Origin of the sequence: Nonomuraea angiospora, assembly GCF_014873145.1 — a bacterium.
In the GTDB taxonomy this organism is placed as follows: domain Bacteria; phylum Actinomycetota; class Actinomycetes; order Streptosporangiales; family Streptosporangiaceae; genus Nonomuraea; species Nonomuraea angiospora.
Genome location: NZ_JADBEK010000001.1, coordinates 5,027,624 through 5,047,341 on the forward strand (window position 1 = coordinate 5,027,624; position 19,718 = coordinate 5,047,341).

The 19,718-nt window shown below is 72.0% G+C and carries 21 protein-coding genes; 9 read left to right on the plus strand and 12 right to left on the minus strand.

The features are described 5' to 3' along the window. Positions 1–17: 17 nt before the first annotated feature. The 3 genes from ilvD (at position 18) to H4W80_RS22715 (ending at position 3,387) form a co-directional block, all read left to right on the plus strand. Positions 18–1,856, plus strand: a complete 1,839-nt coding sequence (gene ilvD, locus H4W80_RS22705; RefSeq protein ID WP_192786935.1) for a dihydroxy-acid dehydratase — start codon at positions 18–20, stop codon at positions 1,854–1,856. Positions 1,857–1,949: 93 nt separating this feature from the next. Next, positions 1,950–2,444, plus strand: coding sequence for a helix-turn-helix transcriptional regulator (locus H4W80_RS22710; RefSeq protein WP_192786936.1), 495 nt, complete (start codon positions 1,950–1,952; stop codon positions 2,442–2,444). 67 nt (positions 2,445–2,511) lie between these two features. Continuing rightward, positions 2,512–3,387, plus strand: coding sequence for a serine hydrolase (locus H4W80_RS22715; RefSeq protein ID WP_192786937.1), 876 nt, complete (start codon positions 2,512–2,514; stop codon positions 3,385–3,387). 16 nt (positions 3,388–3,403) lie between these two features. Here H4W80_RS22715 and H4W80_RS22720 read toward each other — a convergent pair whose 3' ends face one another. Genes H4W80_RS22720 through H4W80_RS22730 form a run of 3 tightly spaced genes read right to left on the minus strand, consistent with a single transcriptional unit; the run spans position 3,404 to position 5,020 of the window. Then, positions 3,404–3,613, minus strand: coding sequence for an FmdB family zinc ribbon protein (locus H4W80_RS22720; RefSeq protein ID WP_192786938.1), 210 nt, complete (start codon positions 3,611–3,613; stop codon positions 3,404–3,406). Between the two features lie 25 nt (positions 3,614–3,638). After that, a complete protein-coding gene (locus H4W80_RS22725; protein ID WP_192786939.1) occupies positions 3,639–4,463 on the minus strand; it encodes a GNAT family N-acetyltransferase in 825 nt (274 codons plus the stop codon). 47 nt (positions 4,464–4,510) lie between these two features. Further along, the gene (locus tag H4W80_RS22730) at positions 4,511–5,020 is read right to left on the minus strand and encodes an HNH endonuclease (protein WP_192786940.1); all 510 of its coding nucleotides are present in this window, start codon (positions 5,018–5,020) and stop codon (positions 4,511–4,513) included. A gap of 283 nt (positions 5,021–5,303) precedes the next feature. On the opposite strand from H4W80_RS22730, the gene H4W80_RS22735 reads away from it, so the two are divergent. Beyond that, the gene (locus H4W80_RS22735; protein ID WP_192786941.1) at positions 5,304–7,361 is read left to right on the plus strand and encodes a prolyl oligopeptidase family serine peptidase; all 2,058 of its coding nucleotides are present in this window, start codon (positions 5,304–5,306) and stop codon (positions 7,359–7,361) included. Positions 7,362–7,434: 73 nt separating this feature from the next. Here the strand turns inward: H4W80_RS22735 and purU are convergent, their stop codons facing one another. After that, positions 7,435–8,289 (minus strand): formyltetrahydrofolate deformylase, encoded by an 855-nt coding sequence (gene purU, locus H4W80_RS22740; RefSeq protein ID WP_192786942.1) that lies wholly within the window; start codon positions 8,287–8,289, stop codon positions 7,435–7,437. Between the two features lie 197 nt (positions 8,290–8,486). On the opposite strand from purU, the gene H4W80_RS22745 reads away from it, so the two are divergent. Both H4W80_RS22745 and H4W80_RS22750 read left to right on the plus strand, forming a co-directional pair. After that, entirely contained in the window at positions 8,487–9,437 is a 951-nt protein-coding gene (locus H4W80_RS22745; RefSeq protein ID WP_192786943.1) for an inorganic phosphate transporter, read from the plus strand. Positions 9,438–9,485: 48 nt separating this feature from the next. After that, the gene (locus H4W80_RS22750) at positions 9,486–10,151 is read left to right on the plus strand and encodes a DUF47 domain-containing protein (protein ID WP_318787004.1); all 666 of its coding nucleotides are present in this window, start codon (positions 9,486–9,488) and stop codon (positions 10,149–10,151) included. Here the strand turns inward: H4W80_RS22750 and H4W80_RS22755 are convergent. Further along, positions 10,148–11,101 carry an SDR family NAD(P)-dependent oxidoreductase gene (locus H4W80_RS22755; RefSeq protein ID WP_192786944.1) on the minus strand — a complete coding sequence of 318 codons (954 nt, stop codon included), beginning with the start codon at positions 11,099–11,101 and terminating at the stop codon, positions 10,148–10,150. The genes H4W80_RS22750 and H4W80_RS22755 overlap by 4 nt on opposite strands. Before the next feature lie 53 nt (positions 11,102–11,154). After that, complete coding sequence (locus H4W80_RS22760) at positions 11,155–12,042, minus strand: TIGR03620 family F420-dependent LLM class oxidoreductase (protein ID WP_192786945.1); 888 nt, start codon at positions 12,040–12,042, stop codon at positions 11,155–11,157. A 33-nt stretch (positions 12,043–12,075) separates the two neighbouring features. Between H4W80_RS22760 and H4W80_RS22765 the strand changes: the two genes are divergently transcribed. Further along, a complete protein-coding gene (locus H4W80_RS22765; protein ID WP_192786946.1) occupies positions 12,076–12,432 on the plus strand; it encodes an ArsR/SmtB family transcription factor in 357 nt (118 codons plus the stop codon). Between the two features lie 10 nt (positions 12,433–12,442). Continuing rightward, entirely contained in the window at positions 12,443–12,922 is a 480-nt protein-coding gene (locus H4W80_RS22770; RefSeq protein ID WP_318787005.1) for an NUDIX domain-containing protein, read from the plus strand. Here the strand turns inward: H4W80_RS22770 and H4W80_RS22775 are convergent. Genes H4W80_RS22775 through H4W80_RS22785 form a run of 3 tightly spaced genes read right to left on the minus strand, consistent with a single transcriptional unit; the run spans position 12,906 to position 15,091 of the window. After that, a complete protein-coding gene (locus tag H4W80_RS22775; RefSeq protein WP_192786947.1) occupies positions 12,906–13,646 on the minus strand; it encodes an MBL fold metallo-hydrolase in 741 nt (246 codons plus the stop codon). The genes H4W80_RS22770 and H4W80_RS22775 overlap by 17 nt on opposite strands. A 20-nt stretch (positions 13,647–13,666) precedes the next feature. After that, a complete protein-coding gene (locus H4W80_RS22780) occupies positions 13,667–14,458 on the minus strand; it encodes a hypothetical protein (protein WP_192786948.1) in 792 nt (263 codons plus the stop codon). Between the two features lie 15 nt (positions 14,459–14,473). Next, a complete protein-coding gene (locus H4W80_RS22785; protein ID WP_225963604.1) occupies positions 14,474–15,091 on the minus strand; it encodes a TetR/AcrR family transcriptional regulator in 618 nt (205 codons plus the stop codon). Positions 15,092–15,148: 57 nt separating this feature from the next. Here H4W80_RS22785 and H4W80_RS22790 point away from each other — a divergent pair, with 57 nt between their 5' ends. Next, positions 15,149–16,084, plus strand: coding sequence for a zinc-binding dehydrogenase (locus tag H4W80_RS22790; RefSeq protein WP_192786949.1), 936 nt, complete (start codon positions 15,149–15,151; stop codon positions 16,082–16,084). Here H4W80_RS22790 and H4W80_RS22795 read toward each other — a convergent pair. The 3 genes from H4W80_RS22795 to H4W80_RS22805 form a co-directional block, all read right to left on the minus strand. Continuing rightward, complete coding sequence (locus H4W80_RS22795) at positions 16,081–16,533, minus strand: hypothetical protein (RefSeq protein ID WP_192786950.1); 453 nt, start codon at positions 16,531–16,533, stop codon at positions 16,081–16,083. The genes H4W80_RS22790 and H4W80_RS22795 overlap by 4 nt on opposite strands. Before the next feature lie 26 nt (positions 16,534–16,559). After that, the gene (locus H4W80_RS22800) at positions 16,560–18,191 is read right to left on the minus strand and encodes a tetratricopeptide repeat protein (protein ID WP_225963605.1); all 1,632 of its coding nucleotides are present in this window, start codon (positions 18,189–18,191) and stop codon (positions 16,560–16,562) included. A 276-nt stretch (positions 18,192–18,467) separates the two neighbouring features. Then, a complete protein-coding gene (locus H4W80_RS22805; protein ID WP_192786952.1) occupies positions 18,468–19,691 on the minus strand; it encodes a DMT family transporter in 1,224 nt (407 codons plus the stop codon). Positions 19,692–19,718: the final 27 nt, after the last annotated feature.

Genomic DNA, 19,718 nt, shown 5'->3' on the forward strand with positions numbered 1-19,718 from the left:
GCGATGGGAGATGCGCAATGCCCGCCCTCAGGTCACGTACAGTCACCCACGGCAGGAACATGGCCGGTGCCCGGGCCCTGCTCCGGGCGACCGGCGTAGCCGGGAGCGACTTCGGCAAGCCGATCATCGCGGTGGCCAACAGCTACACCCAGTTCGTGCCGGGTCACGTGCATCTCAAGGACGTCGGCGAGGTGGTGTCGGCCGCGATCCGGGAGGCCGGGGCGATCCCGCGGGAGTTCAACACGATCGCCGTGGACGACGGCATCGCGATGGGTCACGGCGGCATGCTCTACTCGCTCCCGTCGCGCGAGCTGATCGCCGACTCCGTCGAGTACATGGTCAACGCCCACTGCGCCGACGCGCTGATCTGCGTCTCCAACTGTGACAAGATCACGCCGGGTATGCTGCTGGCCGCGTTCAGGCTGAACATTCCGACGATCTTCGTCTCCGGCGGGCCCATGGAGGCCGGCAAGATCCCGGGCAAGAAGCTCGACCTGATCGACCCGATGATCGCCTCCGCCGACGACTCCGTCTCCGACGCCGCGCTGCTGGAGCTGGAGGAGAGCGCCTGCCCGACCTGCGGCTCGTGCTCCGGCATGTTCACCGCCAACTCCATGAACTGCCTGGCCGAGGCCATCGGCCTCGCGCTGCCCGGCAACGGCACGATCCTGGCCACGCACAAGGCGCGCAAGAAGCTGTTCGAGGACGCGGGCCGCCAGCTCGTAGAGATCACCCGCCGCTACTACGAGGACGACGACGCGTCGGTGCTGCCGCGCGCGATCGCCACCCGCGAGGCGTTCGAGAACGCCATGACGCTCGACGTCGCGATGGGCGGCTCGACCAACACGATCCTGCACATCCTGGCCGCCGCCCGCGAGGCCGGCGTCGACTTCGGGCTCAAGGAGATCAACGAGATCTCGCTGCGGGTGCCGTGCGTCTGCAAGGTCGCCCCGGCCACGGACAAGTACCACATCGAGGACGTCCACCGCGCCGGCGGCATCCCCGGCATCCTGGGCGAGCTCGATCGGGCCGGGCTGCTGCACCGCGACGTGCCCACCGTGAACGGCGGCTCCCTGGCCGACATGCTGGCCGCCTGGGACGCCAAGTCGCCGACGGTGCTGCCCGAGGCCGTCGAGCTCTGGCACGCGGCCCCCGGCAACGTGCGCACGGTCAAGGCGTACTCGCAGGACAACCGCTGGGACGACCTCGACCTCGACCGCGCGGCCGGGTGCATCCGCGACCTGGAGCACGCCTACACCGCGGACGGCGGCCTGGCCGTCCTCTACGGCAACATCTCGCGCGACGGCGCGGTGGTGAAGACGGCCGGCGTGGACGAGTCGATCTGGAAGTTCAGCGGGCCCGCGGTGGTGTTCGAGTCGCAGGACGACGCGGTCGAGGGCATCCTCGGCGGGCGCGTCAAGGAGGGCGACGTGGTGGTCATCCGCTACGAGGGCCCCAAGGGCGGTCCCGGCATGCAGGAGATGCTCTACCCGACGTCCTTCCTCAAGGGCAAGGGGCTCGGCAAGGCCTGCGCGCTGGTCACCGACGGCCGCTTCTCCGGCGGCACCTCCGGCCTGTCCATCGGCCACGCCTCGCCCGAGGCCGCCGAGGGCGGCGCGATCGCGCTGGTCGAGGACGGTGACATCATCGACATCGACATCCCCAACCGGTCGATGGAGCTGCGGGTGCCCGAGGCCGAGCTGGCCGCGCGGCGCGAGCGGCTCCTGGCCGACCTGGGCGGATATCGGCCGCGCGAGCGCAACCGGCCGGTGAGCGCTGCGCTGCAGGCGTACGCGGCGATGACCACGTCCGCGTCCACGGGCGCCTCGCGCGACCTGTCCCAGCTGTCGCGGTGACTTAGTAAGGAAGCCCTGTGCGGCAGGTGACAAGGACCTTGCCTGCCGCACAGGTTTTCGAAAAATGTCGGTCGTCGTCTCTAATATTGGGGTATGACGACAGTCGTGAAGCACGATACTCGCCCGCTGACGACCGCCGAGATCGCCGCCCTCGCCCTCTCCCTCGCTCATCTCGGAGCGGGCCCGCAGGCCGTCATCGCACGGCGTGGCCTGCAACACGCACTCGAGCACCTGGAGCTCGACGACGACGTCATCGCCACCACGCTCACGACTCTGACCGAGCCGCTGCCCGTCGAGGTCGCCTCCAGAGCCAGGCTCATGGCCGACGCCATCACCAGCCGCCTCATGATCCGCCTCCACTACCGCGACGCCTCCGGCATCGTCACCTCGCGCGAGGTCGAGCCGGTGACGTGCCTGGTCCACCGCGAATACTGGTATCTGGTCGGCGTGTGCAGGATGCGCCGGGCGATCAGGGCGTTCCGCTTCGACCGGATCATCGCGGTCGAGCCCACGCTCACGCCGTCCCGTCCGCACCTGGCCGACCGGTTCCTCCCGTTCCAGCGCCGCAAGCGCCCCAGGGCCGCCTAGGAAACTGACCGGCGTTTGACCCTCCGCGCCCCCGGCCTTTGGGGTGGCGGCTGGCAGGCTCCCGCACATGCGCGTTCGGGGGATCTCGCTCGTCGTTGCCCTGCTGGCCGTGGCCGGTTGTGCAAACCCGTCAACCGTCGTCCCGCCCCAGGCCGCCTCCTTCGGGCAGCCGGGCGGGGTGGTCGTCGAGAGCGCGCTGCCAGTTGCCGCGCAGCGCGCTCTCGACCGCACGCTGGACCGCTACCTGCGCGACCGCCCCGGGCGCGCGGCGCTGGCCGTCTACGACCGCACGACCGGCGCCAGATACTCCTACCGCGAGCGCACGCCGTTCGTGCTGGCCAGCGTGGCGAAGGTGGACATCCTGCTGGCGTTCCTGCTGGGCAAGCAGGGCGAGCTGAGCGCGTACGAGCGCACGCTGACCTCCAAGATGATCCGCGAGAGCGACAACGACTGCGCGCACGAGCTCTACCTGACGGTCGGCGGCCAGAAGGGGCTCACCAGGGCCCTGCGCCGCCTCGGCGTCGAGCACACGTGGCCGGGGCCCGGGCTCTACTGGGGGACGACCCGCAGCCGGCCGTCCGACCAGGTCAGGGTGCTGGAGTGGCTCACGGACCCCGAGGGGCCGCTGCCGGCCTCCGACCGGCGCTACGCGCTGAAGCTCATGTCGTCCGTCGAGCCGTCGCAGGCGTGGGGGGTCAGCGCGGCAGGGGGCGACGTGGCGCTCAAGAACGGCTGGCTGCCCGTGGACGCGCACGACGGGCTGTGGACGATCAACAGCGTGGGCCGGCTCGGCGTGGACGGGCACGACCTGCTCATCGCGGTGCTGTCGGAGCGCAGCCCCACGATGGAGACGGGGATCGCCACGGTCGAGCGGCTCGCCGAGCTGGCGGTGGAGGAGCTGACGCGTTCGCAGGCGACCTTCACCGCCGCCCAGGTGTTCTAGGCCCTTCCAGGCCGTGCTAGGAGCAGCATCCTCCGCCGCAGCAGCCGCCACCGCCGCCGCTCGCCCGGGGAGCGGCGGCGGCGCCCGTCATCGACACCGTGGACAGCAGCTTCACCGTGTCGGCGTGGCCGTCGGGGCAGGTGGCCGGATCGTCGGAGGCCGACATGGGACGGGAGACCTCGAACGTGGAGCCGCAGGCGCGGCAGCGGAAGTCGTAACGCGGCATGGCCTAAGCGTAGCCGCACACTGTGCTAGCTGCGATGGCCCGCTGAGCGCGGGCCATCGTAGGTCATGTGCTCGTAGTCGGACACGGGCACATAGCCGATCGACTGGTAGACGGCGTTGCTCGTCGGGTTGCCCAGGTCGGTGAAGAGCACCACCTGGTCGCAGCGCTCGGCCAGGCCGACCTGGCTGGCGTACGCGGTGACCGCGGCGCCGTAGCCGTTCCTGCGGCACGAGGGCGGCGTGTAGACGGGACCGATGCGGCAGACCCCGCCGACCGCCGGGGAGAGCGCGGCCAGCGAGACCGGCGCCTCACCCGCCTCCCACACGAACAGCTCGCGGGCCGCCAGCCGCCGCGCGACCACCTCGACCACGTCGTCGCCCATGCCCATCCGCACCTCTTCGGCGAACGCGTGGTACCAGCTGACCAGCAGCGGGAAGTCGGCCGGGGCGGCGAGCCTGCCGCGCCCGGGCGTGCCGGGGACGGCGAGCGCCCCCAAGCGGTAGAGCCGCTCGGGCACCAGCCGCCCAGGCTCGCCCAGCAGCCGCTTGACCTCGGAGGTCAGCTCCACCCTGCCCACGACCTCGGCGGGGTCGCCGAGCGCGGCCAGGAGCGGCGCGACGGCCTCCAGGGGCATGTCGGCGAGCCCGAGCGGGTGCGGCGGGGTGTGGAAGACCGCGCCCCGAACCTCGCCGTCGGCCGTCCACCAGCCGAACCGGGGACCCTTCGCGGGCATGCCGGCGCGCAGGTTGGCCAGGACGGTCAGCGCGACCGTGTTGCGCACCGGGTCGCCGAGCAGGAACGGCTCGGCGACCGCGGCGTACTCCTCAACATCTGAGGTGAAGGTCCACATGCCTGCTCATGGTGTCAGGCGGTGGCCACCCCTTACAAAGCGATATCTCAGGCCGCGGCCTCGAGGTAGGGCGCCCATTGGGGGTCTCCGATCAGCGACGCGCCGATGAGCCTCCAGTGAGCGCCCCGTGGCACCGCCGGGCTGAAGCGCAGCGTCCAGCCCAGCTCCTCGAGGTACTTGTCGGCCTTCCTGTGGTTGCAGGTGGTGCAGGAGGCGACACAGTTTTCCCAGGTGTGGGTGCCGCCTCTGGACCGCGGGATGACGTGGTCGATGGTCTCGGCCCGTTGCCCGCAGTAGGCGCAGCGGTAGTCGTCGCGCCTCATGAGGGCGGCCCTGGTCAGCGGGATGCGGGACCGGTAGGGGATGCGGACATATCTTCTCAGCCTGATCACCGAGGGGACGTCGAGCGTGTGGCTGGCGGAGCGCAGCACCGCGCCCCTGCCGTCACGGTGGACGACGTCGGCCTTCTCCCGCAGCACCAGCACGACGGCCCGGTGCAGGGAAAGGGTGGTCAGCGGTTCGTAGGTGGCATTCAGCAGCAGGACCTGGCGCGTCATGGAGCCTCTCCCTGCTGCGCGCGTATCAAAGGGGACATGCCACGGCATGTCCCGGCTGTCGGCCCCTCCTGGGGCACTTGTGCTTCCGTCACGTGGACCTCCGCCGGACGGTCCAGCGGATGGTCACCACGGCACCGTCCTGTCACCAAGTCTGGCGTTTGCACCGTGGTCCCCGCCACCCCAAAAATCCTCCAACCGGAATGGACCAGAGGGACACACATTACGTTTTATGCCCGCTTCACCAGCGCTTTACGCATGTTCCTTTGGCAGTAGGGTTCCCAACATGAAGCTGGAGCCGTACCCGACCGCACGCCGCGAAGACACCGTCGACACCCTGCACGGCACGCCCGTCCCAGATCCTTATCGATGGCTGGAGGATCCCGACAGTCCAGAAACGAAGGGGTGGTTGCTCGGCCAGGCCGACCTCTTCAGCAGGGGCAGCGGGCCGCAGCGGTTCAAGAGCCGCATCGCCGAGCTGCTCAGGTCCGGCTCGGTCGGCGCGCCGGCCTGGCGCGGTGGCCGCCACTTCTTCAGCCGCCGCACGCCCGACCAGGAGCACGCCGTCTACTACGTCGTCGAGCCCGACGGGACCGAGCGGGCGCTGATCGACCCGATGGCGATCGACCCGTCGGGGTTGACCACGCTCGACGCCGTGCAGCCCGACAAGGAGGGGCGCCTGCTGGCGTACCAGATCTCCGTGGGCGGCAACGAGGAGTCGATCCTCTACGTCATCGACGTCACCACGGGCGAGCGGGTCGAGGGGCCCATCGACCGCTGCCGCTACTCCCCCATCGCGTGGCTGCCCGGCGGGGAGGCGTACTACTACGTCCGCAGGCTGCCCAGCACCGAGGTGCCGGAGAACGAGGCGCAGTTCCACCGCCGCGTCTACCTGCACCGCGTCGGCACCTCCACCGAGGACGACGCGATGATCTTCGGCCAGGGGCTGAAGATGACCAACTACTACGGCGTCTCGGTCTCGCGTGACGGCCGCTGGCTGCAGGTCTCGGCGCACGAGGGCACCGCGCCGCGCAACGACCTCTGGGTGGCCGACCTGACCGCGTCCCCGGCCGACCGGCCGGAGCTGCGGGTCGTGCAGGAGGGCGTGGACGCGCAGGCGGGGCTGGTGTTCGGCCGCGACGGCAGGCTCTACGTCCACACCGACCGCGACGCGCCCAGGGCCCGGGTGTGCGTCACCGACCCGGCCGAGCCGGGCTTCGAGACCTGGCGCGACCTCATCCCCGAGGACCCCGAGGCGGTGCTGAACGACTTCGCGATCCTCGACGACCTGGAGCGCCCGGTCATGCTGGTGGGCTGGACCCGCCACGCGATCAGCGAGATCACCGTCCACGACCTGGAGACCGGCGAGCGCGTCGGCGAGGTGCCCACGCCGGGGCTCGGCTCCATCGGGAGCCTCGCCGAGCGTCCCGAGGGTGGCCACGAGGCGTGGTTCGTCTACACCGACAACACCAGGCCGCCCTCCGTCCAGCGCTACGACGCCAGGACGGGCGAGACCACGCTCTGGGCCGCCTCCCCGGGCGCGGTCGAGGTGCCCGCGGTGCGCACCTCGCAGGTCGTCTACCGGTCGAAGGACGGCACCGACGTCCGCATGCTGATCATCTCTCCCGACGACGACACGCCGGGGCCGCGCCCCACCATCCTGTACGGCTACGGCGGCTTCGGCCTGTCGATGACCCCCGGCTACTCGGCGTCGATCCTGACCTGGGTCGAGGCCGGCGGCGTCTACGCCATCGCCAACCTGCGCGGCGGCGGCGAGGAGGGCGAGGAGTGGCACCGCGCGGGCATGCTCGGCAACAAGCAGAACGTGTTCGACGACTTCCACGCGGCGGCCGAGCACCTCATCGCCACCGGGGTGACCACGCCCGAGCAGCTCGGCATCTCCGGCGGCTCCAACGGCGGCCTGCTGGTGGGCGCCGCGCTGACGCAGCGGCCCGAGCTGTACGCGGCCGTGGTCTGCTCGGCGCCGCTGCTCGACATGGTCAGGTACGAGCAGTTCGGGCTCGGCGCCACCTGGAACGTCGAATACGGCACCGTCGAGGACCCCGAGCAGTTCGGCTGGCTGCTGGGCTACTCGCCCTACCACCACGTCCAGGAGTCGGTGAACTATCCCGCGACGCTCTTCACCGTCTTCCAGTCCGACACGCGCGTGCACCCGCTGCACGCGTGGAAGATGTGCGCGGCGCTGCAGCACGCCTCGACCGGCGACCGCCCGGTGCTGCTGCGCAACGAGACCGAGGTGGGGCACGGCGCGCGGTCGGTGAGCAGGTCGGTCGACCTGTCGGCCGACTCGCTGACCTTCCTCGCCCGGCACACCGGTCTGTAGCCTCGACGGCATGAGCGCGCTGGGGCCGGCCATGGTCGAGGCCACCCCAGCACCGCCCCGGAGTCCGGCCCGGCTAGCGCGGGAAGACGATCGTCTTGTGCCCGTCCAGCAGGACCCGCTGCTCGGCGTGCCACTTGACCGCCCTGGCCAGGGCCAGGCACTCCACGTCGCGCCCGATCGCCACCAGGTCCTCGGCGGAGTGGCTGTGGTTGACCCGGGCCACCTCCTGCTCGATGATCGGCCCCTCGTCCAGGTCGGAGGTCACGTAGTGGGCCGTGGCGCCGATCAGCTTGACGCCGCGGTTGTGGGCCTGGTGGTACGGCTTGGCGCCCTTGAACGACGGCAGGAACGAGTGGTGGATGTTGATCGCCCGCCCGGCCAGCTTCTCGCACAGCTCGGCCGAGAGCACCTGCATGTAGCGGGCCAGCACCACCAGGTCCACCTGGTAGTGCTCCACCAGCGCCAGCACCTCGGCCTCCTGCCGCGCCTTGGTCTCGGGCGTGACCGGCAGGTGGTGGTAGTCGATCCCGTTGGACTGGGTGAGCGGCCGCAGGTCGGGATGGTTGGAGACGACCGCGACGATCTCGATGTCCAGGGCCTTGGACCTGACGCGGTAGAGCAGGTCGTTGAGGCAGTGGTCGAACTTGCTGACCATGATCAGCACCCGCGGCTTCCTGGCCACGTCGCGCACCTGGAACTCCATGGCGAAGTCCGGCGCGAGCGCCGCGAAGGCACTGTTGAGCTCGTCCTCGCCCAACGGCCCCGCGAACTGGACACGCATGAAGAAGCGCTGCCCGACCCGGTCGCCGAACTGCTGGCTCTCGATGATGTTGCATCCGTGCCGGGCCAGCAGGCCGGAGACGGCGGCCACCACACCGGGCCGGTCGGGGCAGGACAGCGTCAGGATGTATTCGGCGGGGCTGGTCATGCCTTCACTCTCGCGGGCGTGGGATCGTCGGCCACCGCGGGGCTGATCCTGGCCGGTGACCATCACAGAGAGTACCTGACACACGTTACGCGTCCGATCCTCCATCATCCACGCGATCCCGGGTAGTAAAGGGGGAGACGCGGATTCGGGAGGGGCAACCCCGAGTTGTCTCGCGGCTCGGGGATGGAGCGCGCTTCTTGGACGTCGCCGTACTGATCGTGGTCGCCGGCCTCTTCGCCGTCGTGTCCGGGGTCAACGACGGGGGCGCCCTCCTCGCCACCGGCCTCAAGCTGCCCTCGGTGCGCCCGGCCACCGGCATCCTCGTGCTCGTGGTGCTGGTGGCGGTGGTCCCGCTGGTCACGCATCAGGTGGCGGTGACGTTCACGACCAGGCTGGCCTCGTTCCAGGCGCCGGGCGGCAAGATCGCGATGACCGTCGCGGTGATCTCGGCGCTGGCCGTGGTGACCGCGCTCAGTATGAAGGGCCTGCCCACCAGCCTCACGCTCGCCGTCGTGGGCGGGCTCACCGGTGCGGGGCTGGGCTGGGGGCTGCCGGTGTCGCTCGGCTCGGTGGTGCTGGTGCTGGCGTTCGGGATGGCGGCGCCCTTCGCCGGCGGGCTGCTGGGCTGGCTGCTCGTCCGGGTGCTCCTGATCACGACCTCGGCCGACGGGCTGCGGCGCTGGCACCAGGTGGGGTTCCTGCTGCAGAGCCTCGCCTACGCCGCCAACGACGGGCAGAAGATGCTGGCCGTGTTCATGATCGTGCTCGGCTTCTCGGGCGCGCCGCTCCCGTACACGTCGCTGGTGGCCGTCCTCTTCGGGCTCGGCACCATGTACGGGCTCCCCCGGGCGGGCCGCACGCTGGGCCGCGAGCTCATCGCCTCCCGGCCTCCGCACGGAGTCGCGGCCGAGCTGGCCGCGGGCACGGCGGTGATCGCCTGCGCGGCCGTGGGCATGCCGGTGAGCATGACCCAGGCCATCGCCGGCGGGCTCATCGGCGCGGGCGTGGCACAGGGCGGCGGCCGCGTCCGCTGGTACGCCACCGGCAAGATCGTCGCGGCCTGGCTCCTGACGCTGCCGGCCGGCGCCCTGCTGGGCGCGGGGCTGGCGGCGCTGGTGAAGGGCATCGCGAGCGTTGAACTCTCATGAAGGGACGGTGAACGTGAAGCACTCCTCGAGGACGGCTCCCCTCGTGCCGTGCCGCCCCGGCTCCACGAGGGCGGCGGGGCCATGAAGCGGCTGCGGCGCATCCGCAACCTCATGACCGGCCGCATGGACACCGCGCTCACGGAGGCCCTGCTCGGCCAGCTACGGGCCACCAAGGAAGGCGCGTGGCTGGCGATGGCCATGATCGGCGGCGAGGTGGGCAGGACGGGCGCGCACGAGGAGATGCGCTCGATCGAGCACACCGGCGACGAGGAGCGCGCCGCCCTCATCAAGGAGCTCAAGACGGCCCTGGTCACCCCCATCGACCCGGAGGACCTCTTCCGCCTGTCACGCGCCATCGACGACGTGCTGGACTCCTTGCGGGACTTCGTCCGCGAGTCCCACCTCTACCGGATCCCCGACCAGATCCGCTTCACTCCCCTGCTCGACCAGGTCATCGTCGGCATCGAAGCCCTGGAGAAAGCGGTCCGCGACCTCGCCTCCCGACCCTCCGCCGTGGTCCAGGACGCGCTGGAGGCGAAGAAGGTGGGCGGGTCGATCCGGCGGATGTACCAGTACGAGATCTCGCGCATCTTCTCGGGCGAGGTGACCGCGGACGCGCTGAAGACGCGGGAGCTGGTGCGCCGCCTCGAGATCGTCGGCGTCGCCATCGCCGATGCCGCGGACGCCATCGCCGACGGCGCCATGAAGCGCTAGCCGAAGGCGTTGACCCCGGTCAGCTCGGCGGACAGCGCCCACAGCCGAGCGGCCTGCTCCGGGTCGATCGCATAGTCGCGCACCCCGGGCCCGGCGGCCTGCGTGGTCGGCTCGGCGATGTCGCAATCCTCGCAGTAGACGCCGCCCATGCCCGCCAGCTGCGGCGAGGTGGCCGCCCACACCTGGGTGGCCGCGCCCTGCTCGGGGGTCTTGAACGTGGGGTCGAGGGCGTTGCCCTCCTCGTCGATCCACCCCGCGGCGACCATCTCCTCCTTGGGGAGGTGGCGCTGCAGAGGCGTGAGGATGGCGCCCGGGTGCAGCGCGAACGCCCGCACCCCGGCGTCCCGGCCGAGCGCGTCGAGCTGGACGGCGAACAGGACGTTGGCGGTCTTCGCCTGCCCGTAGGCCTGCCACTTGTCGTAGCCCCGCTCGAACTGGACGTCGTCCCACCGGATGCCCGCGTGCCGGTGCCCCGCCGACGACACGGACACGACCCGTCCCCGGCCCTGGGCGACGGCCGGCCAGAGGCGGTTGACGAGCGCGTAGTGGCCCAGGTGGTTGGTGGCGAACTGCGCCTCCCACCCGGGGCCGACCCTCGTCTCCGGGCAGGCCATGATCCCGGCGCTGGCGATGACGATCTCGACGCTGCGGCCGGTGGCCAGGAAGCGCTCGGCGAAGCGCCGTACGCTCTCCAGATCGGCGAGGTCGAGCTCGTCGACCTCGACCCCGCCGATGCCCCCGACCGCTTCCTCGGCGACCTCACGACGGCGCGCGGGCACCACGACGCGCGCTCCGGCTCGGGCGAGCGCCCGTGTGGTCTCCAGGCCGATGCCCGAGTAGCCACCGGTGACGATCGCCAGCTTTCCTGAGAGGTCGATGCCGTGGAGCACGTCGTCCGCGGTGCTCCTGGCCCCGAATCCCGACCCGATCTTGTGTTGTGGCGTTGTCATGCGACTCACGCTACGAGTTGGAGCCCACTCGAGGTCAAACGCCCCCATGGGCGTTACAGGCCGAGGGGCTGGGCGAGGTCGGTCAGCTGGGTCAGGGCGTGGGCGAGGTCCGGGGTGTCCGGGGAGAGGGGCTGGATGACGACGTGGTCGGCCCCCGCGTCCAGGTGGGCGCGCACGCGCCCGGTGATGGCGTCGGCGTCGCCCCAGGCCACGATGGCGTCCGCGAGGCGGTCGCTGCCGCCGCCGGCGAAGTCGTCGTCCGTGAAGCCCAGCGTGCGCAGGTTGTTGAGGTAGTTGGGCAGGGTCAGGTAGTGGGACATGTGGGCGCGGGCGATCTCGCGGGCGCGGGCCGGGTCGGACTCCAGGACGACCGCCTGCTCGGGGATCAGGAGCGGGCCCGTGCCGAGGATCCGGCGGGCCTGCGCGGTGTGCTCCGGCGGCACGAAGTAGCTGTGGGCGCCGTCCGCCAGGTCCCTGGAGAGCTCCAACATCTTGGGCCTCAGCGCGGCCAGGATCCGGGGGGCCGGGGTCGGGGGCACGGGCAGCGTCTGGTCGGCCTGGTCCATGGCCTCCAGGTAGGTGCGCATCGCGGCCAGGGGCCTGGCGTAGTCGTGGCCGCGGCCGGTGACCAGGGGGGCATGGCTGACCCCTATGCCCAGCAGGAACCGGTCGGGGAAGGCGTCGCCCAGCGCGGCCGCGCCCGCGGCCATGGCCGTGGCGTCGCGCACCCAGAGATTGGCGATGCCGGTGCCGACCGCGATGCGCCGGGTGGCCGCCAGCAGGACGGCGGACATGACGAGCGGCTCCTTGCTGCCCAAGCCCTCGTTGACCCAGAGCGAGCCGTAGCCCAGCGACTCGATCGTGGCCGCCGCCCGGCGCGCCTCCTCTGCGGGGGCCTTGCTGATCATGGGATGCCACACTCCGACGCGCCCGATGTCCACGGCCGCTCCCCTCGCATAGAATGTTCGATCGAGATGGAACACTACACTGATGTTCGATCGCAGTCGAACAGGACGCGCGGTCTGACGCACACATCCCCGCTCGAGGTCTCGCTGCAGGCCGCCCTCGACGCGCTGGGCGATCCGATCCGCCGCCGCATCGTGCGGGAGCTGGCGGACGTCCCCGACTGGACGCGCGCCTGCGGCACGTTCTCCCACCTGCCGGTGGCCAAGTCCACGCTCAGCCACCACTTCTCGGTGTTACGCAACGTGGGGCTGCTGGAGCAGCGCGACGAGGGCGCCCGGCGGCTCAACCGCCTGCGCCAGGAGGAGTTCGACCACCGCTTCCCCGGGTTGCTGGCGCTCGTGCTGGAGGAGGAGCGACAGGGGTAACGTCTGGCTGGTGGATGCCATAGAGGGGCAAGCGGGCAGCAGCGACCGGCCCGCGGCCCGGGTCGTCTGCCTGGATCGCGACGGCAGGGTGCTGCTCATGCACTGGTACGACCCGGTCAGCCGCATGGACGTCTGGGAGCCGCCCGGCGGCGGGATCGACCCCGGCGAGACGGCGCTGGAGGCGGCCAGGCGGGAGCTGGGCGAGGAGACCGGGCTGCCGGGCTCGGCGGTGCTGGAGCGGTTCGTCGAGGTCGAGCGCGACTTCTCGTGGCTCGGAGTGCGATACGTGAAGACCGAGCCGTTCTTCCTGGCCACCTTCGAGGAGGCTCGGCCGGAGGTGGATCCCGGGGAGCTCACCGAGGAGGAGCGGGCGGCCTACCGTGGCTACACCTGGGCCGAGGAGCTGCCCGACGACGTGGAGCCGCCCGAGCTGGCGAAGGTGATCGAGCGGCTCACCACGCGACGAGGCGGCGTCACAGGTCCAGAGTGACGCCCTCGGCGGCCGCCGTCAGCGTGCCGTCATAGGACTTCGCGGCGGCCAGCAGCGCGGGCGCCGGGGACGTGTCGGGCCACAGGTGGGTGAGGAGCAGGCGGGCCACGCCCGCCGAGGCCGCGGTGCGGCCCGCGTCCAGGGCGCTGGACAGGTAAGGCGCGTCCTCTTCGGGGACGCGTTCCGGATATGTCGCCTCGGCCACCAGCAGGTCCGCTCCCTCCGCCAGCGCCATCAGCTCGGGGGACGGCCCCGTGTCACCGGTGTAGGCGATCACGCGGCCTCCGGCGCTCAGTCGCAGTCCGGCATTGGGCACGTGGTGCGGCAGGTCGAACACGTCCAGGCGGAACGGCCCGATCTCGTACGGCACGCCGGGCGCGAGATCGCGCGCCACGAAGCTGCCCGCCAGCATGCGCGGCTTGTCCAGCGCCAGGACGGCGTCCAGCGCGCCCGGCGGCGCGTACACCGGCAGGGCGGGAGCGGGGACGTCGGCGAGGGCGCGGGCGCGCAGCAGCGGGTTGAGGTCGGCGCAGTGGTCGGGGTGGCCGTGGGTGACCAGCACCGCGTCCACCTCGTCGGCCCGCATGCGCCCGAGGAGCCTCGGCAGCGTGGCGTAGCCGGGATCGACGAGGACGCGGAACCCCTCGGCCTCCACCACGTAGCCGCTGCACGCCTCCCCCGCGGCAGGCCAAGCCCCACATCCACCCAAAACAGTAAATTTCACACTTACCCCAAAATCGGTTGTCAGGCGTGGGGGCCGTCGCGGAAGTGGCCGAGTTCGTCGAGCGTCGTCACCAGGAGCCCGCGTAGCAGCCGCCCCGCCACCTTCTCGTGCTCGGGCTCCACGGGCACGCCCTTGCCCACCTTCTCCACGTACACCTCGCGCTCCCGCAGGTCGGTGTACGGCAGCGCGGTCATCCCCACGGCCACCGCGACCCGGGTGCCGCCTCGGGGCAGCACGGCCACGGTGTGCGTGCGCAGGCAGGTCTCGTCAGGGGCGCCGTACCAGCCGCTCTTGACCCCGGCCCCGGGCGAGCGGATCGCCTCCCTGGCCCCGAACGCCTGCGACGCGCTGACCTGCCGCATCCACCCCAAAATGGTCTCCGCGATCGGGTCACCGGCGACGGCGGCCTGGGCGAGCACCGCGTACGCGATCGCGACCTCGTCGGCGGCCACCTCGACCGAGCCGAACCGCGAGGGGTCGCCGTTGGGCGGCGACCAGGCGATCCCGGTGCGGCTGCGCAGGTCGTCGAGGATGACCCGGGGGCCGACGGCCAGCCACAGGTTGAGCGTGTCGGCGTTGGAGGACACGACCACGGCGGGCTCGGCGTGCCGCCGCCACCGTTCGGCGTCGGAGATGTGGGCGGCGCTCACCCACGCGTACAGGGGCTTGAGCAGCGAGGCGCAGCGCAGCCGCGCCAGCCCCACGGTGACGCCCACCGTGCGGGCGGGCGGCCCGCCGTAGCCGCGTCTGATGCCCGCGGCCTGGACGCTGGCGCTGTGGTCGAGGTCTTTGAGCAGGTCGTTGAAGCCCACGCCCCCACCGTAGACCTAGGAGGGACTCCCCCAGCGCCCTTCGTACCACTCCGCGCTCGGCGGGTCGCCGGGCAGCTCGGTCGCCCCCGGCGCGCGCAGGCCGTCGAGCGCGATGGTCAGCAGCCGCTCCTTGACGTGCGGATGCTCGCCGCCGGGCGCCGGGCGGCTGAACTGCTCCACGAGCAGCGAGACGTCCAGCGTGGTGACGTCGCCCCTGAGCACGCCGGCCGCGCGCGCCCTGGCGATCAGCCGGTCGGCGAGGTCGGTGCCCTTGCGCGCCGTGCGCCACATCTCGTCGGTGACCTCGATGGTGCCCGCGACCGGCGCGAGGGCGCCCGCCCTGAACCCCACGCACGCGCGGATGTAGGAGACCAGCCCCTCCCAGGGGTCCGGCTCGGCCAGCCCCGCCTCGGCCGCCTCGACCCCGCGCTCCATGGCGATCACGCACAGGCGCTGGAGCAGCTCCTCCTTGGTGCGGTAGCGGCGGTAGAGGCTGCCCATGCCCACGCCCGTCGCCTTGGCGATGGCCGCCACCGGCGCGTCGAACCCCTGCGTCGTGAACACCTCGTGCGCGGCCCGCAGCAGCCGCAGATCGTTGCGCGCGGCCTCTGCCTGCCTCCCGCGTGTGCTCATGCCGTACAGGATATTAGTATTTTCGGAGCGAATCGCTCCGATAGAGAAGGGCTCATCATGCGTGCGGTGGTCTTGAGGCGGTACGGCGGGCCGGAGGCGCTGGTCGTGGAGGAGGTGCCGGACCCGGTGGCCGGGCCCGGGCAGGTGCTCGTGGAGGTGTCGGTGGCGGGCATCACGTTCGTGGAGACGCAGGTACGCGCCAACCGGGGGCCGCGGCAGGCCGAGCTGCCCGCGATCCTGGGCAACGGCGTCGCGGGGACGGTGGCCGCGACCGGCGAAGGCGTCGACCCGGCGCTGACCGGCACGCCGGTGGTCAGCACGCTCGGCGGTCACGGCGGATACGCGGAGCTCGCGGTGGCGAGCGCCGACGACCTGATCCCGATCCCCGGCGGCCTGTCGCCCGAGTTCGCGGTGGCGCTGCTCGCGGACGGGCGCACCGCCGTCGGCCTGGCGCGGGCCGCCGCCCCCGAGCCCGGGGAGTGGGTGCTGGTCGAGGCGGCCGGCGGCGGCGTCGGCAGCCTGCTGGTGCAGCTCGCCACGGCCGCGGGGGCGCGCGTGGTGGGCGCGGCGAGCAGCGCCGCCAAGCGCGACCTGGCGGCGAGCCTGGGCGCGGAGCTGACGGTCGACTACACCGACCCCGGCTGGACCCGCCTGGTACGCGACGCGACCGGCGGCCTCGACCTGGTCTTCGACGGGGTCGGCGGCCAGGTCGGCGCGGCGGCGCAGGGGCTGCTCAAGGACGGCGGCCGGTTGAGCGTGTACGGCATGGCGGGCGGTCCGATGACCACGCCGGAGCCGCGCGTGACGGCGGTCGCCTGGCCCCAGGCGGACATGCGGGAGCTGGCCAGGCAGGCCCTGACGCTGGCCGCCGCCGGCCGCCTGCGCCCGACCGTCGGCGCCACCTATCCCCTGGAGTCGGCCGCCGAGGCGCACGCCACCATCGAGGCCCGCGCGGTGACCGGCAAGAGCCTGCTCGTGCTCCGGCCCGTCTAGGCGCCGAAGCGCGCCCACGACACGACGAGCGCGGCAGGCACCAGCGCGACCACCCCCAGCGCGGTCACCACCTTCCACCGCCGCGCCACCCCAGGCTCCGTCACGAACGCCGCCACGGCCCCTGCCCCGGCGAAGAGCGCCCCGGCCGTGACAGCGTGCGCGAGCGAGGACGTCCACGACGGCACCGCCTCGCCGACGAGCCTGAACACCACCAGCACCCCGCCCGCCACCAGCGCCACCCGCCGCCCCGGCCGTACGTCCACCCGCTCCAGCACGAGCGCGGACGCGGCGAGCAGTGCGAGCGTGATCACCACGACGACGCCGACGGCGGGGGCCAGGCACCCCCAGTCCTCACAGCCGATGCCCGCCCAGGCCAGGCGCACGCTGGCCCACCACAGCACCCCCAGAGCCGCGCACACCGCGGCCGACCGCCCCATTCGCCCCCGCATAACCCAATAGTCCCATCGGCCGGTCGTCAGGAGAGGCGATCGGCCCGCCGCTCGTCCGCCTCGGCCTCGGCGGCCCGCCCGAGCGCGCGCAGGGCGACGGCCCGGTTGGTGTACAGGTCGGGCTCGGGCCGCAGCCCGATGGCCCGGCTCAGGTCCTCGACCGCCCCCTCCAGGTCCCCGGCGGCGTACCGCAGCACCCCCCGGTTCCCCCAGGCGGCGGCCAGCCCGGGCGCGCGCTCCACCGCGCGGTCCAGCGCCTCCCCCGCCGCCGCCAGCCGCCCCGCCGCCGTCTCCAGCTGCCCCAGCACCGTGAGCAGGTGGGGGTTGCCGGGCTCCAGGACGAGCCCGGCGACGACGTCGGCCAGGGCCTCCTCGTCCCGGCCCACCGCGGCCAGCAGCCCGGCCCGGTTGATGTACGCGTCCAGGTAGGACGGGTCCAGCTCGATCACCCGTCCCAGGTCGGCCAGCGCCTGCTCGTTGTCACCCCGCACGGTGTGCAGCTCCGCCCGGTTGTAGTACGCCTCGGGCAGCGGCGGCCCGGCCCGCATGGCCCGCTCGAAGTCGGCCAGCGCCTCCTCGTGCCGCCCTAGCTTGAACAGCAGGTTCCCCCGCTCCAGGTAGTAGTCGGGAAAGGCCGGGTCCAGCGCGATCGCCGCCGCGTAGTCCTCCATCGCCTCCTTGACGTGACCGAGCGCGGCCAGCAGCTGGGCCCGGTTGGCCAGCAGCACCATCCGGTGCAGCGGATGCCGCTCCCGCAGCTCGCGTGCCAGCTCGACGGCCGACTCGACCAGCGACAGCGCCGCGTCCGGCCGGCCGTGGCGCAGCTCGATCAGCGCCAGGCCGTTGAGGTCGAAGCCCAGCTTGAACGCCCGGTCCAAGGGCTCCGGAAGCAGGGTGGAGATGGCGATGGCCTCATTGATCCAGCGCCGGGCCCGGCCCAGGTCCCGTTGTGCGGGGTCGGGGTGGCGGGCGTCGAGCATGGCGGTGCCGTACGCGCTGGCGGCGTGCATCGCCGGATCCTGGCTGACCGAGCGCACCTGGTCCCAGATCGCCCGGGCGTCGTCGGCGCGGCCGAGGCCGCCCAGCGCCGTCGCGGTGCGCTGCGCGAAGCGCCACCAGTGCCCGCCGCCCGGCTCGGTGCGCGCCATGCCGCGCTCCCCCAGCTCGACGGCGGCGTGCAGGAAGCCGTCGCGCATGCACCGGTCCACCAGGGCCCAGAGCTCGTCGGCGCTTCGGGTGTCGGGCGGCGGGTCGGGGCCGCCGGAATACAGCATGATCGTGAGAAGGTCCGGCGGGATCCGCCGCATCATGACGTCCAGCAGCTCGGTGTCCGTCGGGTCGGCCTCGGCGCCGTTGCACACGGCGATCGCCTGCCCGGGGCGTACGGCGTCCCTGAAGAACTCCGCGAGCCCGTTGGCCAGCCGCAGCGTACGGCGGGGCGCGGGCACGAGGATGCGCTCGTCCTCGGGCAGCCCGGCGTCGATCGTGGCCCGCCGGAGCGGCACGAGAGGGGCGAGTTCGGGGGCGGCGGCACGGATCTCGATGTCGTGCGCCGCCACCAGGTCCCCGTCCCGTTCCAGAGCCTGCGGCACCAGGTGACGCAGCAGGGCGGCGGCGACAGTGTAGGGGCCGCGCGGCCGGCGATGTCCGTCGATCAACGGTGTCAGCAGCCCCACGGCCCCCCACTGAGCGGGTGGTTCACCCTGAACTCTGAGATGGGACCTTGCCTCGGTCACCCCTTGTGAAGGACGCTGGAGGTCCCCGCCAGCCTCGCGGTTCCAGGCTTGCGGACAATGATGCGCTTCATGACATACCTCTCCCACTGGGGCTATTTCCCCATTATTAGTGCGTCCCGCCGAATATCAAGATTTATGGTGTATAAGTGGGAGGTTAAACCGCGAAAAAGCGGTTGCCTTTTGATTGACGCCTGTAACCTATTGGGACCGAAACCAACGTGGGAGTGCTTTCGTCCGGGCCTGCTCGGCCTCGCCCATCAGATCGCACAGGCACCGGCCCAGGAGGGTGACCGACCGGCAGCACCCCGGCCCCGGCAGATTCCGCGCCCGGACGATGACCGTGGCCCGTTCGATCAGCCGCTCCAGGCTGGGCTCCGCGCCGCCCTTGAGCGAGCGCGTGTGCCAGGGACACGCCTCTCTGTTCGCGCAGGCCCCTCTGTCGAGGTACGGCGTCTGGCCGCCGCCGAGCGGCAGCGGATCCTCGCGTTTGATCCTCAGGTCGTACAGCGTCCTGGCCGCCCGTGCGGCGACGGCGAGGAGGGCGTGGTTGGGCCGGGGGCGCTCTTTTCCCAGCGCGGCGGTCCTCGAGGGAAGCGCGAGCAGCATCGCGCCGGCCATCAACCCCCCGCCGACGACCATGCCCCAGCCGATCTGCTCGTGGAACCAGATCACCGAGATCGCCGCCACCCAGAGTGGCTGCGACGACATGAGGATCGCGCTCGGCACGGCCGTGACGTGCGCCTGGCCGTACGAGCGGGCCAGGAACCCCAGCGCGCACGACACCACGGCCAGGTGCCCCAGGATCAGCCAGTCGGACCCTCCCGACGGCAGCACGACCCCGTCGCGGACGGCGAAGACCCCGGTGAGCAGCCCGATGGTGAACAGCTGGATCACCGTCAGCGCGTACGCGTGGAAGTTCTCCCCCCGCTTGGACAACTGCGCCAGCAGCAGCGTGTGGCCGGAGTAGAGGGCGGCGGCGGCCAGCGTGACCCCGAGCGCGAGCACCGAGACCTCCTGGTCCTCCATCCCCCTCAGGAGCGTGAACACGGTCATCCCGGCCAGCGCGAGCACCACCCCCGCCCAGATCCGGCGCGGCACTTTCACCTTGAACAGGACGAGCGCCAGGATCGGCGTGATCACCACGCCGCAGCCGACGGCGAACCCCGACAGCGAGGACGGCAGCCCGTGCAGCGCGGCGGCCTGACCGGCCTGGCCGAGCCCGAACATGCCCCCGAGAACGACCCCGTAGATCCAGGTCCTGCGCGGCAGCCCCCTAAGGCAGCGCGGCCTGATGACGAGGAGGGTGAGCGCGGCGATCAGGTAGCGCTCGGCGAGCAGATCCTCAACCGGTAACCGGAGGATGAGGTCTTTCATCAGCGGGAACGCCGACCCCCAAGCGGCGCTGACGAACAACAGAAGCACAGCTCCCAGGAGGGGGCGGGGAGCGGG

Excerpts from the sequence above, each read along its gene's own strand:
- H4W80_RS22795 (WP_192786950.1), bottom strand. The coding sequence starts at position 16,533 with ATGCGGGGGCGAATGGGGCGGTCGGCCGCGGTGTGCGCGGCTCTGGGG.
- ilvD (WP_192786935.1), top strand. The coding sequence starts at position 18 with ATGCCCGCCCTCAGGTCACGTACAGTCACCCACGGCAGGAACATGGCC.
- H4W80_RS22725 (WP_192786939.1), bottom strand. The coding sequence starts at position 4,463 with ATGTGGACCTTCACCTCAGATGTTGAGGAGTACGCCGCGGTCGCCGAG.
- purU (WP_192786942.1), bottom strand. The coding sequence starts at position 8,289 with ATGACCAGCCCCGCCGAATACATCCTGACGCTGTCCTGCCCCGACCGG.
- H4W80_RS22755 (WP_192786944.1), bottom strand. The coding sequence starts at position 11,101 with ATGACAACGCCACAACACAAGATCGGGTCGGGATTCGGGGCCAGGAGC.
- H4W80_RS22785 (WP_225963604.1), bottom strand. The coding sequence starts at position 15,091 with ATGAGCACACGCGGGAGGCAGGCAGAGGCCGCGCGCAACGATCTGCGG.
- H4W80_RS22710 (WP_192786936.1), top strand. The coding sequence starts at position 1,950 with ATGACGACAGTCGTGAAGCACGATACTCGCCCGCTGACGACCGCCGAG.
- H4W80_RS22790 (WP_192786949.1), top strand. The coding sequence starts at position 15,149 with ATGCGTGCGGTGGTCTTGAGGCGGTACGGCGGGCCGGAGGCGCTGGTC.
- H4W80_RS22735 (WP_192786941.1), top strand. The coding sequence starts at position 5,304 with ATGAAGCTGGAGCCGTACCCGACCGCACGCCGCGAAGACACCGTCGAC.
- H4W80_RS22730 (WP_192786940.1), bottom strand. The coding sequence starts at position 5,020 with ATGACGCGCCAGGTCCTGCTGCTGAATGCCACCTACGAACCGCTGACC.
- H4W80_RS22715 (WP_192786937.1), top strand. The coding sequence starts at position 2,512 with ATGCGCGTTCGGGGGATCTCGCTCGTCGTTGCCCTGCTGGCCGTGGCC.
- H4W80_RS22765 (WP_192786946.1), top strand. The coding sequence starts at position 12,076 with ATGGAACACTACACTGATGTTCGATCGCAGTCGAACAGGACGCGCGGT.
- H4W80_RS22720 (WP_192786938.1), bottom strand. The coding sequence starts at position 3,613 with ATGCCGCGTTACGACTTCCGCTGCCGCGCCTGCGGCTCCACGTTCGAG.